Source organism: Gordonia rubripertincta (assembly GCF_038024875.1).
In the GTDB taxonomy this organism is placed as follows: Bacteria; Actinomycetota; Actinomycetes; order Mycobacteriales; family Mycobacteriaceae; genus Gordonia; species Gordonia rubripertincta.
The window spans coordinates 1,826,262-1,842,540 of sequence record NZ_CP136136.1; the positions used below are offsets into that span (position 1 = coordinate 1,826,262).

Here is a 16,279-nt window from a genome sequence, read left to right on the forward strand (position 1 = left end):
AGGTCTCGAAGGTGCAGCATGGGGCAGTATGACCGGGTCCACGCGCACACCGCTCAATGCCAAGCAGGTCACCGAGGTCGTCGCCGACCCGTGGCGCGTCGTCGCCGACAAACTCGTGGCCGCCTACCGCACCGGTTCGATGGTGCGGGGTCTCGAGTTCGTGACCAGGATCGTCGACGCGGCAGAGGAAGCCAACCATCATCCCGACGTCGACCTGCGTTACGGCTCAGTGCATCTCGCTCTCACGACACACAGTGCGCATCAGCTGACCGAAGCCGATGTGGCGCTGGCCAACCGGATCACCGGGATCGCCGCCGAGATGGCGCTCGAGAAACTCGTGGGCCCGGTGACGGCGATCGAACTCGCGATCGACGCCATGGACATCGGTGCGATCCGGCCGTTCTGGCAGGCAGTCCTGGGTTACTCCGACGGGAATGACAGGGAACTCGCCGAGCTCGCCGACCCGACCGGGCGGCTGCCGTCGGTGTGGTTCCAGCAGATGGATGAGGCTCGCCCGCAACGCAACCGGATTCACTTCGACCTGTGCCTACCGCATGACGAGGTGCACGAACGACTGCAAGCGGCGATCACCGCCGGTGGGCAACTGCTCTCGGACGAGTTCGCACCGGCGTGGTGGATTCTCGCCGACCCCGAGGGCAACGAGATCTGCCTATGCACCTGGCAGGAGCAGGACTGAGACACCTGCGGAACGAAACAAGCCGGTTCGATCGAGATGATCGAACCGGCTTGTGACACATGAACTTACGAGCAGAGACCCTCGTCCTGCGCTGCCTTGGCGACCGCGGCCGCGACAGCCGGTGCGACCCGGTCATCGAGCGGGCTCGGCACGATGCGGTCGGCGCGCAGGTCGTCAGAGGCCACCGAGAAGATCGCGTCTGCCGCAGCGATCTTCATACCCTCGCTGATCCGGCGTGCACCTGCGTCGAGTGCGCCCTTGAAGACGCCCGGGAAGGCGAGCACGTTGTTGATCTGATTCGGGAAGTCGCTGCGTCCGGTTGCGACGACGGCCGCGTGCTTGGCGGCGACCTCGGGGTGGATCTCCGGATCGGGGTTCGACAGTGCGAACACGATCGAGTCGTCGCTCATCGACGCGATGATCTCCTCGGGGATGAGGCCGGCCGAGACGCCGATGAAGGCGTCGGCACCGTCGAGGGCCTCCACCGCGCCGCCGGTGAGGCCGCGCGGGTTGGTGCGCGAGGCCAAGTCGGCCTTCGACTCGTTCAGACCGTCGCGGCCCTCGGAGACGATGCCCTTCGAGTCGAGCACGATGACGTCGGTGATGCCGACGGCGAGCAGGATGTTGGCGCACGCCACACCCGCGGCGCCGGCGCCGGAGATGACGACGCGGAGGGTGGTGATGTCACGGCCGAGGTGGGTGACGGCGCCCTTCAGGGCGGCGAGAACCACGATCGCGGTGCCGTGCTGGTCGTCGTGCATGACCGGGCAGTCGAGGGCCTCGATCACACGACGCTCGATCTCGAAGCAGCGCGGTGCGGAGATGTCCTCGAGGTTGACCGCACCGAAGCTAGGGCGCAGGCGGATCAGGGTCTCGACGATCTCGTCGGGATCCTTGGTGTCGAGAACGATCGGGATCGAGTTGAGTCCGGCGAAGCTGCGGAACAGTGCGGACTTGCCCTCCATGACCGGCAGCGACGCACGCGGGCCGATGTCACCGAGGCCGAGCACGGCCGATCCGTCGCTCACCACGGCAACCAGGCGGTCGGTCCAGGTGTACTTGTTCACCAGGGTGGCGTCGGTGTCGATCGCGCGCGACACCTGGGCGACGCCCGGGGTGTAGGCGATCGACAAGTCACGCTGGGTGTCGATGGGTGCCCGCAGCTCGACCGACAGCTTGCCGCCGGCATGCGCCAAGAAGATCTCGTCGTCGGTGATCGGCAGATCGGCAATGGTCGGTTCGGTGAAGGGGGTATCGCCCATACGTGTGTCCTCCGTGCTTGTCACGGTCGGGTCCTCCTGAATACCGCGAAACGCGGGTTGCATCGTCTCGCCGGCCACGCTGCCCGCGAGCTATCGAGATCGCATCGACGCGAGAGCGGGTAGCCCGGCGGGCGCGAATCAGGGCGCGTGAGCGGGGTGACGCTCGTTACGGCCGCATTAAGTGTCTCACTGCTTGGGACCGTCCCGGAAGGCGGGTCGGCGCTGGTGACGACGCCATGCGGCGTTGGTAAGGTACAACTTGTGTCTATGTCGCATGCCTTCGCTGAATCCGCTGCTGAACGGGTATATGCCGAGGTCAAAGAGCAGATACTCACAAACGAGATCGCCGGTGGTGAGCTGATCAGCGAGGGTGAGATCGCCTCGAGGTGCTCGGTCAGCCGCACCCCCGTGCGCGAGGCATTCCTGCATCTCGAGACCGAGGGGTGGATGCGGCTCTACCCGAAGCGGGGTGCGCTCGTGGTGCCGATCGGCGACCGCGAGAAGCGTGACGTCGTCGACGCCCGACGCCTTCTCGAGAGTCACGCGGTCCGATCGGTCACGGCCCGCCCCGCTGCCGTGGCCGAGCTGGTCGAGCGACTCCGTGACAACCTCGACGCCCATCGACGGGCCGACGCGACCGACGTCGCCGAGTTCTCCCGGCTCGACGCCGAGTTCCACCAGCTCATCGCCGCGGCCGGCGACAACCCGCTCCTCGCCGACTTCTACACGACGCTGGGCGAGCGGCATCGCCGCATGACGATCGCCTCGGTGCATCGCGACGCCGGGGTGGCGACGCGCATCCTCGCCGATCACCTCGAACTCCTCGGCGCCGTCGAGTCCACCGACGCCGACCGTTTCGAACACCTTCTGGCCGGGCACCTCGCCGGTGTCCACGACCTCCCGGGGGAACTCGCATGATCGACAACCGCAACCGCTTCGGATGGCCCGCCGTCTTCGCGGCCGCGTGGGGCGGCAACGAGTTCACCCCGCTGCTGGTCATGTACCGGCAGATCACCGATCTGTCGCCGGTCGTCGTCGACGCCCTGCTGTTCGCCTACGTGCTCGGTATCGTTCCCGCCCTGCTGATCGGCGGGCCGCTGTCGGACCGGTTCGGTCGGCGGCCGCTCATGCTTCCGGCGCCGGTGTTCGCGGCGCTGGGCTCGGTATTGCTGGCCGCAGGATCTCAGTCGGCGGCCCTGCTGACCGTGGGACGCATCTGCAGTGGCATCGCACTCGGCTTGTCGATGGCGGTGGGCGGAAGCTGGATCAAGGAGCTGTCCGACCGCGACGGTGCACGGGCCGGAGCCGGCGCCGGTCGCGCGGCGATGAGCCTGACCGCAGGCTTCGGTGTCGGCGCAGGCGTCGCCGGTGTCCTCGCTGAGTGGGGTCCGTGGCCGCATGTGCTGCCGTACCTGGTGAACATCGCGATCGCGGTCTGCGCGCTCGCCCTCCTGACGGTCGTGCCGGAGACGCGCTTCCGCAGTTCGACGCCGGGCCGTCTGATCGACGACCTGCGCATCCCGGCTGCCGGTCACCGGCGGTTCATGTTCGTCGTCCTTCCGGTCGCGCCGTGGGTCTTCGGTGCCGCGGCGTCGGCGTACGCGATCATCCCGGCGCTGATGTCGGCACGGACCTCCGGAGCGCCGATCGCCTTCGCCGCCCTGTGCTGCGTCCTCGGACTCGGCGCCGGGTTCGGCATCCAGTCTGTGGGTCGCCGCATCGACATGCCGGGTAGCTCGCGGGGTGTCGTCGTCGCCCTCACGGCACTCGTCGCGGGCATGCTGGTCGCTGCTCTGGCCGCGCACGTGCTCACGGTCTGGCTGTCCCTGGTCGCCGCGACCCTGCTGGGCTGCGGCTACGGCATGGCGCTGATCGCCGGCCTCCTCGAGGTGCAGCGCATCGCCGGGCCCGACGACCTCGCCGGCCTGACCGCAGTCTTCTACAGCGTCACCTACCTGGGCTTCGCCGTCCCCGCGCTCCTGGCGTGGATCACCGAGACCTGGACCTCGATCACCTACACCGAGATGTTCCTGTTCGGTGCGATCGCCGCGCTCGCTTGCCTCGCGGTCGCCATGTCGGGACACACCAGGCATCCGCCCGGAGACGCGGCCGGTGGCCGTCGAGCTGCCGATGCGTGACGAGGGCGTCGTCACCGGACAGTCGCACTGAGTCGACGCCGGGTACCCTGCTGAGTGTTTGGTCGGGGCCCGGCAGGGAGCAGAAACGGGTCCCACCGCGGGGTGTGACGAGCGAGTGTGGAAAGGCGCGGGGTGATGGTGCTGGCTGCGTGGGTCGTGATCGTGTCCGCGCTGCTGCTGATCCTGCCGGGCGCCTTGGTGGGTCGGCGGATGAATCTGCCCTGGCCGGTGGCGTTCGCGGCCGGACCGGCCATCACCTTCGCCCTGGTCTCCATCCTCACCGTCCTGTACTCGGCGGTCGGCTTCCAATGGAACGCGGTCTCGGCGCTCGTCGGCCTGGTCCTGGCGCTCGTCGGTGCTTGGCTGTACTCGCGCCTGCTCGGCACCGGTATCGGGCGTCGGCTCGCGCCGGCACCAGCGGACACCGGTGAGCGGCGCGTCGGGCGCACCGCGATTCTGCGCGCAGGGGCCGGCATCGGACTCGGCGGATTGATCATCGCCATCACCTGTATCCGGCCGGTCGCCAAGACCGCGTTCGCGGGACTGAACAACATCTCGCAGGTGTGGGACTCGTTGTGGCACGCCAGTTCCCTGAGATGGATCGACGAGACGGGTGTCGGTTCGGCCATGCGCATGGGCGAGCTGATGAACTATGACACCCAAGGGTTCAATTACTACCCGAACACGTGGCATGCGCTGGGCGCCTTGCTGTTCCCGCTGACCGGCGCGAACCCCGTCGAGCTGTACAACACGTATTCGCCTGCGGCGCTGGCCGTCACGGTCCCGCTGGGTGTGGCGTCGTTGGCCTACTGGTTCGCCCGTCACCGCTACGACGTCGACAACTCGGCGCTGATCGCCGGCACCGCCGCCGCCGTCGCCGCGCTGTTCCCGTCGCTGCCGTACGTCGAGGTGCAGCTGACCTCGGTGCCCAATGCCGTCGGCGTGAGCCTGGCTCCCGTCGCGGCGGTACTGGTTCTCAGCGTCGTGCGGGACCGGTCGCGGGTGGCGCCCGCGGCCCTGGCTGTGGCCGGTGTGACGGCAACGCATCCGTCGGGTCTGATCCTCGTCGGCGTCATCGTCGGGCTGTGGTGGCTGTGTGAGGGGCTGTGGCGTCCGGCAACGAGCCGTCTCGCCGATCTCGCGACCCTCGCCGTCACCGCTGTCCTCACGATGGTCCTGATCTTCCCCGTGGTGATCGGCACGATCCGCGTCGCCGACACCAACGAACTCCCGTTCTTCGACTTCCGGGAAGAGGGGATCGGAGTGTTGCGCGGGTTGGCGCAGGGCGCGTTCAACGGCACGATCCCGCTGGAGCTCGACCACTTCCCGCTCTGGCCGCTGATCATCGTGACCGTCCTCGGCCTCGGGGTGCTGGCCTGGCTGCGCTGCTGGGCGGGACTCGCCGTGTGGTTGGTCTTTGCACTGGCGACGACCAACTCGGTGGTGTCGCTCGGTCCGCTGTCGTATCCGCTCGGCGCGATCGGCGGCTACTTCTACAACTCGCCGCACCGACTCACCTTCGTCGTCGCGATCTTCTCGGCCGCGGCCGCGGGTGTCGCGATCGGCGTGGCGGTGGTCGCGCTGATCGGCGTCGTCGGGCGGCGGTTCGGGCAGTCCGACGAGAAGTCCGTCAAGGGCACCGCTCGCGCGGGTTGGCTGGTCGCGTCGACGTACATGGTGCTGCTGGCGTTGATCGCCGGTGCCGCGGTGGTCCGCTACCCACCCCAACGCGCAGATCGCATCGAAAGAGCGCGGCGGCAAGTACGTCGGTCCCGACGACCTCGCGGCCTACGCCTGGCTGGCCTCGCAACCCGACGCCCAGGACGTGCTCGTCCTGAACAACCTCGACCAGGGCACCGGCTGGCTGTACCCGGTCACGGGCGTCACCCCGATGTTCCCGTTCTACCGGGCCAACGAGTTCTCCGACCGGCAGCGCGACCTCTTCTGGGGTGTCGCGAAGATCGGCGCCGACCCTGCGATCGACCAGATCGTCCGGGACATGAACGTGCACTACGTGATCGACTCCCCGACGAGCTACTGGGAGTTCCAGCGCGGCCGGCCCGACCCGGCGAACGGCCACCAGGGCGACCCGTTCCTCGAACTACGCGAGAACGGCGCTCCTGGATTGACCGAGGTGTTCCGCCGCGGCGAGGCCGTCGTCTACCGCGTCAACGACCTGGTCTACCCGTCTGTGCCGGCCGAAAATGCGCCGTCGGTCGAGGCGCCGCCTGCTGGCTGACCGATTCGATTCCCGCTATCCGGATTCCTTCCCGCTGATCAAATCACGAATCCAGTCAGCGCAAGGGAAGCAGAACCGCGGCAGGGAAGTGCGCACGCGGGAATCGGACTCGGGTTAGCGTCGAACCATGCAGCCGTGGACGTGTGTTTTCTGCGCCAACGAGTTCGCGCCCGACGCGGACCTCCCCGAGGTCTGCCCGATCTGTGACGACGACCGGCAATGGATCCCGACGAGCGGGCAGCAGTGGACCCGGCTTGACGAGACCGCCGAGAACGCTCTCGATGCTGCCGAAGAGGAGCCGGGTCTCATCCGGCTGTCGCTGCGACCGTCGGTCGGCATCGGGCAACGAGGATTCCTGGTGGCCACCCTGAACGGCAACATCCTCTGGGAGCCGCCGGGGTTCATCGGTCCGTCCCTCATCGGCTGGCTGGAAGAGCACGGCGGTGTCGAGGCCATCGCCGCCAGCCACCCGCACCTCTACGGCGCCAGTGTCTCGCTCAGTCACCGGTTCGGCGGGGTCCCGGTTTTCTACAACGATCTCGATCGTCGATGGCTGACCCGGCCGGACCCCGTGGTCGAGTTCTGGTCCGGCGAAGCCGAGGTTCTCGGCGGAGTGCGACTCATCCAGTGCGGCGGCCACTTTCCCGGCAGCGCGGTGCTGCACCTACCGGACGCCGCCGATGGCCGGGGAGCGCTGCTGACCGGCGACACCATCAAAGGAGTCATGCAACCGGGAATGGTGACGTTCATGCGCAGCTATCCGAACATGATCCCGTTGTCGCCCAGGCTCGTTCACCAGATCGTCGACCGGGTCACGGCCCTGCCGTTCGACCGGCTGTACGACGCGTTCGGCGTCGTCGTGAGCAAGGACGCACGCGAGGTCGTCGAGACATCAGCCCGGCGCTACATCGGCTGGGCCACCGACGAGATCATCGATCCCGACGATCCGTACGCCGCTCGGTGACGGTTCAGGCGTCGGGGTAGCCCGTCGGGTTCTCGGACTGCCAGCGCCACGTGTCGACGCACATGTCGTCGATGGTCTTGGTGGCGTGCCAATTCAGGTCGGCGTTGGCCCGGGTGGGATCGGCGTATGACGCGGCGATGTCACCGGGTCGGCGGGGAGCGATCTCGTACGGAATCGGCTTGCCGCTGGCCTTTTCGAAGGCGTGCACCACTTCCAGGACCGAGACGCCCTGTCCGGTCCCGAGGTTCCAGGTCGACATGCCGGTGTCGCCCGTGCTGATCCGGTCCAGAGCGGCGACGTGCCCGGCGGCGAGGTCGTCGACGTGGATGTAGTCGCGGACACCGGTGCCGTCGGGGGTGTCGTAGTCGTCGCCGAACACCGACAACTTCTCGCGCCGGCCCACCGCGACCTGCGCGACGAACGGCATCAGGTTGTTCGGGATGCCCGACGGGTCCTCGCCGATCTGACCGCTCGGGTGCGCGCCCACCGGGTTGAAATAGCGCAGGGCGGCGATCCGCCAGGCGTCGGAACTGGCCGCGACGTCGCGCAGCACCTGCTCGATCATCACCTTCGTCCAGCCGTACGGGTTGGTGGCCGACGTCGGGAGGTCTTCGGTCATCGGTAGGTCGGGGTCCGCACCGTAGACGGTCGCCGACGACGAGAACACCAGCGTGTGAACGTCATGGCGTTCCATCGCCCGCAGCAGCGAGAACGTGGTGCCGAGGTTGTTCTGGTAGTAGTCCAGCGGCTTGGCCACCGATTCGCCGACCGCCTTGTACCCGGCGAAGTGGATGACCGCGTCGACGTCCTCGTGGGCGAAGAAGTGTTCCGTCTTGTCCACATCCGCCAGGTCGAAGGCGTGCACCGGGATCGAGTGACCGCTCAGCGCCTCGAGCCGACCGACGACGGTGGGCTTGGCGTTGCTGAAGTCGTCGACGATGACGACGTCATGACCGGCGGAGACCAGCTGGATCACGGTGTGCGAGCCGATGTAGCCCGCGCCGCCGCTGACGAGTACGCGCATGTGAACACCGTAGGCGGCGGACCTGGGAGTACGCCAAACGGCAGGCTGAGGTCAGCCGGTGACGCGTTCGGTGGCGGCGTACTTCTGTTCGACGGCGTCCTTGGCGGGCTGCCACCAGTCGGTGTTGTCGCGGTACCAGTCGATGGTGGCGGCCAGGCCGGCGCGGAAGTCGACGTAGTTGGGGGTCCAGCCGAGTTCGGTGCGTAGGCGGGTGGAGTCGATGGCGTAGCGGCGGTCGTGGCCAGGGCGGTCGGTGACGAAGTCGAACGCATCGGCCGGCCGGCCGAGGAGTTCGAGGATGGTTTCGACGACGGTGCGGTTGTCGACCTCGCCGTCGGCGCCGATCAGATAGGTTTCGCCGATCCGACCTTTGTCGATGATGGTCCACACGGCGTCGTTGTGGTCGTCGACGTGGATCCAGTCGCGCACGTTGCGGCCGTCGCCGTAGAGCTTGGGACGTACCCCGGAGAGCACGTTGGTGATCTGGCGGGGGATGAATTTCTCGATGTGTTGGTACGGGCCGTAGTTGTTGGAGCAGTTGGAGATGGTCGCGGCGACGCCGAAGGAGCGTACCCAGGCGCGCACGAGCAGGTCGGAGCCGGCTTTGGTCGAGGAGTAGGGGCTCGACGGGTTGTAGGCGGTGGCTTCGGTGAAGCGGGCGGGGTCGTCGAGGTCGAGGTCGCCGTAGACCTCGTCGGTGCTGATGTGGTGGTAGCGCACCTGGTGGGCGCGCACGGCTTCGAGCAGGGTGTAGGTGCCCACGAGGTTGGTGTGTACGAAGGCCGACGGGTCGGCCAGGGAGTTGTCGTTGTGGGATTCGGCGGCGAAATGCACCACCAGATCGGCCTCGCCCACCAGCCTGTGGACCAGGGCGGCGTCGGCGATGTCGCCTTCGATGAGTTCGACGCGGTCGGCGACCGGGGCCAGGGTCTCGGGGTTGGCGGCGTAGGTGAGTTTGTCCAGTACCCGGATCGTCACGTCGGGGCGGGTGGCCAGGGTGCGCAGCACGAAGTTGGCGCCGATGAAACCGGCACCACCGGTCACGAGAACACGCACGTCGTTCCTTCCGCCTGAGGTCTTGGTGGACGTCACTCTACCGAGGCGCCGGGTATGTACTCGGTGAGCCGGATCGTCGGGCACTAGGCTGAGGCGCATGCGAGGGATCATTCTGGCCGGTGGCACGGGCACGCGCCTGCATCCGATCACGCAAGGTGTCAGCAAGCAGCTCGTCCCGGTCTACGACAAGCCGATGATCTACTACCCGCTCTCCACGCTGATGCTCGCCGGCATCCGCGACATCCTCATCATCACCACCCCGCACGACGCCCCGGCCTTCCAAGGACTGCTCGGCAACGGTGATCAGTTCGGGATCAACCTCACCTACAAGACCCAACCCTCGCCCGACGGCCTCGCGCAGGCGTTCACGCTCGGCGCCGACCACGTCGGCGACGATTCGGTGGCACTCGTGCTGGGCGACAACATCTTCTACGGCCCCGGCCTCGGTAGTCAGTTGCAGGGATTCGAGAACGTCGACGGCGGTGCGGTCTTCGCCTACTGGGTGTCGAACCCGGAGGCCTACGGTGTCGTCGACTTCGACGCGAACGGCACCGCGATCTCGCTGGAAGAGAAGCCGACACAACCGAAGTCGAACTTCGCGGTTCCCGGCCTGTACTTCTACGACAACGAGGTGGTCGAGATCGCCCGCGGCCTGAAGCCCAGTGCCCGCGGAGAGTACGAGATCACCGACATCAACGCCCACTACCTCGAACGCGGCAAACTGTCGGTGACGGTCCTGCCGCGCGGCACCGCCTGGCTCGACACCGGCACCTTCGACAGCCTTCTCGACGCCGGCAACTTCGTGCGCACCGTCGAACAACGTCAAGGTCTCAAGATCGCTGTGCCGGAAGAGATCGCGTGGCGTCGCGGATTCCTCGACGACGACGGACTCCGGTCCCGCGCGGAGAAGCTGTGCAAGTCCGGCTACGGTGACTACCTGCTCGAACTCCTCCGGCGAGGCAAGGGGTTTTGAGTACACATCCGACGCGAAAGGCTCATCCATGAAGGTGCGACCGCTCACGATCGACGGCGCGTGGGAACTCACACCGGTCCAGCACGGCGATGCACGCGGCCTGTTCGCCGAGGCGTTCAAAGGTGACCTGCTCGCCGAGGTGATCGGCCACCGCTTCGACCTCGCGCAGGTCAACCTGTCGGTGTCCGCGGCGGGTGTGCTGCGCGGTGTGCACTTCGCCGATGTGCCTCCGGGACAGGCGAAGTACGTCACCTGTGCGTCGGGCGCCATCCTCGACGTCATCGTCGACATCCGCGTGGGGTCCCCGACCTTCGGCACCTACGACACCGTCCTGCTCGACGATGTCGACCGCCGTGCTGTTTATCTGTCGGAAGGGCTCGGACATGCGTTCTGCGCGCTGGCCGACAACTCGACCGTCACCTACCTCTGCTCCACCGGTTACAACCCGTCGGGCGAACACGGCATCAACCCGCTCGACCCCGAGTTGGGGATCGAATGGCCGACGCACGCCCGCGACGGATCGCCGCTGGAGTACGAACTGTCCGAGAAGGACACCGCCGCACCCGGTCTCACCGAGGCGCGCGAGGCCGGACTGCTGCCGGACTACGACGACGTGATGGCGTTCCTGCAGGGCCTAGCCGCGGAACAGTAAATTCCAGAATGCGTTCTGAGCGTCGGAAAGCGGCACTCAGGACGCACTCTGCGGAGGCTCCGGCTTCTCCGCGTTCTGCAACGCGATCGCGCGGGCGAGGCGGGCGTATTTCACCTCGAGGTCGCGGAACCGTAGGTACGTCGACACCGTGGTGAACGCGAACGCGATGACCAGGAGGAACAGCACGAGGTCGAGGCCGCGCTGGATGCCGATCTTGTTGGCCACCCAGGTGACGTCGTCCTGGCGCAGCATCGCGTAGAGACCGAAGCCCACGAACGCGACGAACAGGATCTTCACCCCCGCCGACGACCGTGCGGTGCCGCGGTTGACGACGAAGAAGCCGACGAGCGCGAGCAGTCCGATGATCGCGAGGACCTGGAACCAGATCATGCGTTGCTCACTTCCTCATCCGGGTGTGGAACAGGCCGTCGGCGACGATGTTGACCCCGTTGATCAGCGACTGTCCCTTCGCGCGTGAGTATTCGGTGTAGAGGATCGTGACCGGTTGCTCGGCGACCCGCCATTTGTGGTGGTCGATGAGCGCGATGAACTCCGATGCGTGACTCATCCCGCTCATGAGGAGGTCGAGGTCGTCGGCGACCTTCTTGTTGAAGACGCGAAGTCCGTTGTGCGCGTCGGACAGACCGAGCCGGCGCGTGCGCGGGCTCAGGAAGACGATGGTGCGCAGGGCCATCCGCCGCAACAGCGGGACGGACTCGCTGCGGCCCTCGGCGAACCGGGTGCCGACGATGATGTCGACCGGTTCGGTCCGCAGACGTGCGACCATCGCCGACACGTCGTCGACCTGATGCTGGCCGTCGGCGTCGAAGGTGACGAAGAATCGGGCGCCGGGCTGCTTGCGCGCATATTCGACGCCGGTCTGGATGGCGGCGCCCTGTCCGAGGTTCACCGGATGCCGCACCAAATGGACACCGGCGGCCTTGATCTCCTCGGCCGAGTTGTCCGACGAGCCGTCGTCGACGCAGACGATGTTGGGGAAGGTCTCGCGTGCCTTGGCCGCGACCTCCCGGATCACCTGCCCTTCGTTGAAGACGGGTACCACCAGCCACACGTCGGCGTTGGTGATGGGTTCGGCCATGGTGAACAACCCTATCCCGGCCGGTCGCGGCGCCCGTCGCCCGGCACGCCCGGCTAGTCTTGTCGGGTGCCGATCGACGTGATGATGCCCTTCTACGGCGACGTCGAGCAGTTCCGCGAGGCGGTGACCAGCGTCCTCGACCAGAGCGACCCGGATCTGCGGCTCGTGGTGGTCGACGACTGCTACCCCGACCCGACGCCCCGCGAATGGCTCAACTCGCTGAACGATGCGCGCGTCCGCTACGTGCGCAACAAGACCAACCTCGGCGTCAACGGCAATTTCCGACGATGCGTCGACCTCGTGACCGCGGATTGGTTCGTCGTCATGGGTTGCGACGACGTGATGCACGCCGACTATCTCGCGACGGTCCGCACGCTGGCCGGACACCACCCGAATGCCTCGGTCATCGCGCCCGGCGTCGATGTCATCGACGAGAACGGCCGCACGGTTCGTCCGCTCGGGGATCGCATGAAGAACGTGCTGGCCCCCTCCCGCGCGACCGTGCTGACCGGCGAACGCCTCGCGACCAGCCTTTACCACGGCAACTGGACGTACTTCCCGTCGTTGCTGTGGCGGACCGCCGCGGTGCGTGAGGTGGGTTTCCGACCGGGGCTGGAGATCGTCCTCGACCTCGCGCTGCTCGTCGATCTCGCTGCCGCAGACGGTTCACTCGTCTACGACCCCGAGGTCGTCTTCTCCTACCGCCGCCACAGCGCATCGGTGAGTTCGGTGCAGGCCGTCGACGGACGGCGCTTCGACGAGGAGAACCGCTTCTTCGCGGGGGAGGCGCAGCGGTGCGCCGAACGCGACTGGCCGAAGGCGGCGCGGGCTGCCCGGCTTCACGCGACGTCGAGGTTGAATCACCTGCAGGCGCGGGTGGGTGCGGGGGTCGGCAAGCTCACCCGCGGGTAGGCTCGCCGGTCGTCGCACCTGAGTACCCGCGGCCGGCATGTCGGCCGTTGCGGAGGACGAGAAGATCGTTTGCTGAGGGGCGTCCGGAGCTTGCGGAGGACGCGTCTCGAAGGGTCGGCGACGTATGTCGCCAGGCGGCAGGGGCTGCACTTTCCGGCGAGGCCCTGACTGCCGAACCTCAACTCGAGCTGCAGACGTCGATCGACGTCCGCAGGCCGGGTTGAAGTCGACCGGTGATCGGGTGGGCGACGCCACCTCACCGGGTCTTCGAGGCTCGTCGCACCCGCGCAGAAGATGAGGCCGATCCCGATACCGTGCGCGCCGGAGCCGCCAGGAGTGAAGGCTGCACTTCTGGCCGGGTGGGGCAGAAAATCGCGTCCATCTCAGGGGCCGGCAAGGGCGATACGCCCTCCGACAGTGCTCACGTGAACGCGTTCGTCGGCGCTCACCCTCCTACGGACCGGGTGCGCGAGAACTCGCGTCCCGCTCAGGGGTGTCCGAGGGCATGATGCCCTCGGATGTCGCTCTCGGGGACGCGAACTCCGGAACTCACGTCGCGTTCTTTCGGATCAGGGAGCGGAGGTGGCCGGCCGCCGCAACACCCCGACCAGATGCACGCACAGCCCGACCAGTGGTCCGACGACGAGGGCGACGCAGGTGCGGATCTCGACGTCGGCCGGGACCAGCAGCATCCCTACGGCGACCACGGTCGCGACCCACCACCCGGCCGCGTACCAGCGGTGCGCGCCGGCGGCGACCGCGGCGGCGCCGGTGACGGTCAGCAGGGCCAGGCACGTGGCACCTGCAGTGAGCAGGGCGACGACGTAGCCGTCGAGGTCGAAGTCGGCGCCGAAGATCGATCGCAAGAGCCACGGTCCGACGACCCACGCGGCCGCGATCCCGACCCCGCCGATCACGCCGACGATGCCCAGCGGAGCGGCCAGCGCGGCGATCCGACGATCCCGACGGTCGACGAACCGTGAGATCAGCACGCCCTGGAAGCTGTTGAGCGGCACCAGCAGCGGTGCGCGGGTGAGCGTCACCGCCAGGATCAGTGCGCCGATGACCCGCGCCTCGTCGGCGTCGGGGGTGCCGCGGAGGTTGGCGGTCAGGTTGATCAGCACCGGGAAGCCCATCACGAGGACGGCGCTCGCCGTGGCGGCGGCCATCGCGGTCAGGGTGTTCGTGGTGAGTCGACGTGGCGCTACGTCCCCGCCGATCCCGACCGCGTGCCGGGTCGCCGATGACCCGAGCAGCAGCAGGCACCACGACGCGGAACCGATGACGGTGATGATCAGGAAAGCCGTGGTGCCCCAGCCGGCGGCTACCGCGACGACGGCACCGGCCAGGCGGATCAGCGCATCGACCGACAGCAACACTGCGAACGAGGACCAGCTCAGCATGCCGGACAACGCACCGCACAGGTGCGCGTACACCGCGAAGCTCGCCACCCCGACCGACAGCAGGGCCACCGACAGCCGGCGATGGTCGGTGAACACTTCACTGCTCCACAGCGGCGAGGTCGCGGCGACCAGAGCAGCCAGACCGACGCCGATCCCGAGGTTGACGAGCAGTGGTCTTGACCGGACGCCGCCGTCGGCGGCCGCGCGCACGGCACGCGTTGTCTCCTGCAGCTGACCGTTCTGCGCGCCGGTGACGAGACCGTAGGCCGCCCAGAACACGGCGAAGACGCCGTATCCGATCGCGCCGAGATGTCGTGCGGCCAACAGGAGCACCAGGTAGCCCGACGCGGCGGCGATGAGCGTCGCGATCGTGACGCGTCCCAGGGACCGCGCGTCGGTGTCGGTTCCCTCGGCCGCGCCGGAAGGGGTCTCCGGCGTCGGTGCCGGCCTGTCCGTCGTCACGGATGCCTCAGGACGGGGTGGGGAACGGCGGCAGCTCGGGGGTGAACAACCAGGCGTCCCACAGGTCCTTGAGTGGCTCCGACGAGTGGTTGGCGGCGAGCGACATGAGGTCCTCGGTGGTCACCGACCCGTAGCGGTGTTTCTCGGTCCACCGGCGTAGCAGTGCGAAGAAGTCACCGTCACCGATCCGCAGGCGCAGGGCGTGCAGCGTCAGCGCGCCGCGCTTGTAGACCCAGTCGTCGAACATCTTGCGCGGGGTGGGATCGGCCAGGGGCACTTTCACCGGCTCGGCGTCGAGCTTCTCGTAGTAGTGGCGGGCCCACTCGTCGGCGCTTCGGCCACCGGACCGCTGGCTCCACAGCCACTCGGCGTAGCAGGCGAATCCCTCGTGCAGCCAGATGTCGCGCCAGCGTGAGGCGGTCACCGAGTTGCCGAACCACTGATGGGCCAGTTCGTGGGCGATGAGGCGGTCGGCGTCGCGGCTGCCGTCGCAGTGATTGGCGCCGAAGGTCGAGAAACTCTGTGCCTCGATGGGGATTTCGAGTTCGTCGTCGGTGACGACGACGGTGTACTGCGGGAACGGATAAGGCCCGAACATCTCGATGAACGCTGAGATCATGTCCATCTGCGGGCCGAAATCGATCCCGAAGTTCTCCTCGAGACGGGACGGGATCAAACCGGTCACCGGAAAGGGCTTGCTGGCCAACGAGATCTGCTTGTACTGGCCGATCTGGATCGACGCGAGATAGGTGGGCATCGGCTCCACCTGCTGGTACACCCAGGTGGTCTGCGCGGCGCGGACCCTCTTGGACTCCAACACACCGTTGGCGAGCGCGTGGTACGGGCTGTCTGTGGTGATCGAGATCCGGTATGGCGCTTTGGCGCTCGGATGGTCGTCGCACGGGAACCACGACGCCGCGCCGTTGGGCTGGTTGGCGCACAGCGAGCCGTCGGTCAGTTCCTCCCAGCCCACCTCGCCCCACGGGCCGCGGATCGGACGGGGGCTGCCGTGGTAGCGGACGGTGATCGTCATCGCCCCGCCGGGTGGCACCGGGGTGTCGGGGGTGACGGTGAGTTTGTTGCGGCGATGGCTGTAGCGGGCGCGCTTGGCGTTGACCGAGACCCGCTGCACGGACATCGAGCCCGCGAGATCGAGGGTGAAACGCTTGAGTTCCCGCAAGGACGTCGCGGTCAGGATCGCGGTGCCCTCGAGCCGATTGCTCGCGACCTTGTACTCGAGTTCGAGGTCGTAACGGGAGATCCGGAAGCCGAGGTTCCCGTTGTCCGGCAGATACGGATCGAGGACGTCCGACGGTGCGCCCAGGACGGGCTGCCCGGTGTTCCCTCGCGACCCCAGGCCAGACTTTCCCGGCACTCTCGACTCCTACTCCGTTCTGC

The 16,279-nt window shown here is 67.5% G+C and carries 14 protein-coding genes and 1 pseudogene; 8 read left to right on the plus strand and 7 right to left on the minus strand.

Annotated elements, in window-relative coordinates; genetic code table 11:
* The first annotated feature begins 28 nt into the window (after positions 1-28).
* A complete protein-coding gene (locus RVF83_RS08250; RefSeq protein WP_005198352.1) occupies positions 29-697 on the plus strand; it encodes a VOC family protein in 669 nt (222 codons plus the stop codon).
* 65 nt (positions 698-762) lie between these two features.
* Here the strand turns inward: RVF83_RS08250 and RVF83_RS08255 are convergent, their stop codons facing one another.
* Positions 763-1,959 (minus strand): NAD(P)-dependent malic enzyme, encoded by a 1,197-nt coding sequence (locus tag RVF83_RS08255; protein ID WP_039880401.1) that lies wholly within the window; start codon positions 1,957-1,959, stop codon positions 763-765.
* A gap of 267 nt (positions 1,960-2,226) precedes the next feature.
* Here RVF83_RS08255 and RVF83_RS08260 point away from each other — a divergent pair, with 267 nt between their 5' ends.
* The 4 genes and pseudogenes from RVF83_RS08260 to RVF83_RS08275 all read left to right on the plus strand — a co-directional run bounded on the left by RVF83_RS08260 (position 2,227) and on the right by RVF83_RS08275 (position 7,300).
* Positions 2,227-2,877 (plus strand): GntR family transcriptional regulator, encoded by a 651-nt coding sequence (locus RVF83_RS08260; RefSeq protein ID WP_005198360.1) that lies wholly within the window; start codon positions 2,227-2,229, stop codon positions 2,875-2,877.
* A complete protein-coding gene (locus RVF83_RS08265) occupies positions 2,874-4,097 on the plus strand; it encodes an MFS transporter (RefSeq protein WP_005198369.1) in 1,224 nt (407 codons plus the stop codon). Before RVF83_RS08260 ends, RVF83_RS08265 begins: the two co-directional genes overlap by 4 nt.
* Positions 4,098-4,307: 210 nt before the next feature.
* Positions 4,308-6,336: pseudogene (locus tag RVF83_RS08270) on the plus strand (DUF6541 family protein).
* A gap of 127 nt (positions 6,337-6,463) precedes the next feature.
* Positions 6,464-7,300 carry an MBL fold metallo-hydrolase gene (locus tag RVF83_RS08275; RefSeq protein ID WP_005198375.1) on the plus strand — a complete coding sequence of 279 codons (837 nt, stop codon included), beginning with the start codon at positions 6,464-6,466 and terminating at the stop codon, positions 7,298-7,300.
* A gap of 4 nt (positions 7,301-7,304) precedes the next feature.
* On the opposite strand, the gene galE is transcribed toward RVF83_RS08275, so the two are convergent.
* Positions 7,305-8,324 (minus strand): UDP-glucose 4-epimerase GalE, encoded by a 1,020-nt coding sequence (gene galE, locus RVF83_RS08280; protein ID WP_005198377.1) that lies wholly within the window; start codon positions 8,322-8,324, stop codon positions 7,305-7,307.
* Positions 8,325-8,375: 51 nt separating this feature from the next.
* A complete protein-coding gene (gene rfbB, locus RVF83_RS08285; RefSeq protein ID WP_005198379.1) occupies positions 8,376-9,380 on the minus strand; it encodes a dTDP-glucose 4,6-dehydratase in 1,005 nt (334 codons plus the stop codon).
* A gap of 97 nt (positions 9,381-9,477) precedes the next feature.
* Between rfbB and rfbA the strand changes: the two genes are divergently transcribed.
* Both rfbA and RVF83_RS08295 read left to right on the plus strand, forming a co-directional pair.
* The gene (gene rfbA / locus RVF83_RS08290; RefSeq protein WP_005198380.1) at positions 9,478-10,353 is read left to right on the plus strand and encodes a glucose-1-phosphate thymidylyltransferase RfbA; all 876 of its coding nucleotides are present in this window, start codon (positions 9,478-9,480) and stop codon (positions 10,351-10,353) included.
* Between the two features lie 28 nt (positions 10,354-10,381).
* Positions 10,382-11,005, plus strand: a complete 624-nt coding sequence (locus RVF83_RS08295; protein ID WP_005198381.1) for a dTDP-4-dehydrorhamnose 3,5-epimerase family protein — start codon at positions 10,382-10,384, stop codon at positions 11,003-11,005.
* 36 nt (positions 11,006-11,041) lie between these two features.
* On the opposite strand, the gene RVF83_RS08300 is transcribed toward RVF83_RS08295, so the two are convergent.
* Positions 11,042-11,395: a DUF2304 domain-containing protein gene (locus RVF83_RS08300; RefSeq protein ID WP_005198384.1), complete on the minus strand. Its 354-nt coding sequence runs from the start codon at positions 11,393-11,395 to the stop codon at positions 11,042-11,044.
* A 7-nt stretch (positions 11,396-11,402) separates the two neighbouring features.
* Complete coding sequence (locus RVF83_RS08305) at positions 11,403-12,104, minus strand: glycosyltransferase family 2 protein (protein WP_005198386.1); 702 nt, start codon at positions 12,102-12,104, stop codon at positions 11,403-11,405.
* A gap of 66 nt (positions 12,105-12,170) precedes the next feature.
* On the opposite strand from RVF83_RS08305, the gene RVF83_RS08310 reads away from it, so the two are divergent.
* Entirely contained in the window at positions 12,171-13,016 is an 846-nt protein-coding gene (locus tag RVF83_RS08310) for a glycosyltransferase family 2 protein (RefSeq protein WP_005198388.1), read from the plus strand.
* A 569-nt stretch (positions 13,017-13,585) separates the two neighbouring features.
* On the opposite strand, the gene RVF83_RS08315 is transcribed toward RVF83_RS08310, so the two are convergent.
* Both RVF83_RS08315 and RVF83_RS08320 read right to left on the minus strand, forming a co-directional pair.
* Positions 13,586-14,881, minus strand: coding sequence for a hypothetical protein (locus RVF83_RS08315; RefSeq protein ID WP_005198389.1), 1,296 nt, complete (start codon positions 14,879-14,881; stop codon positions 13,586-13,588).
* Positions 14,882-14,888: 7 nt separating this feature from the next.
* The gene (locus tag RVF83_RS08320; protein WP_005198391.1) at positions 14,889-16,256 is read right to left on the minus strand and encodes a M1 family metallopeptidase; all 1,368 of its coding nucleotides are present in this window, start codon (positions 16,254-16,256) and stop codon (positions 14,889-14,891) included.
* Between the last annotated feature and the right edge of the window lie 23 nt (positions 16,257-16,279).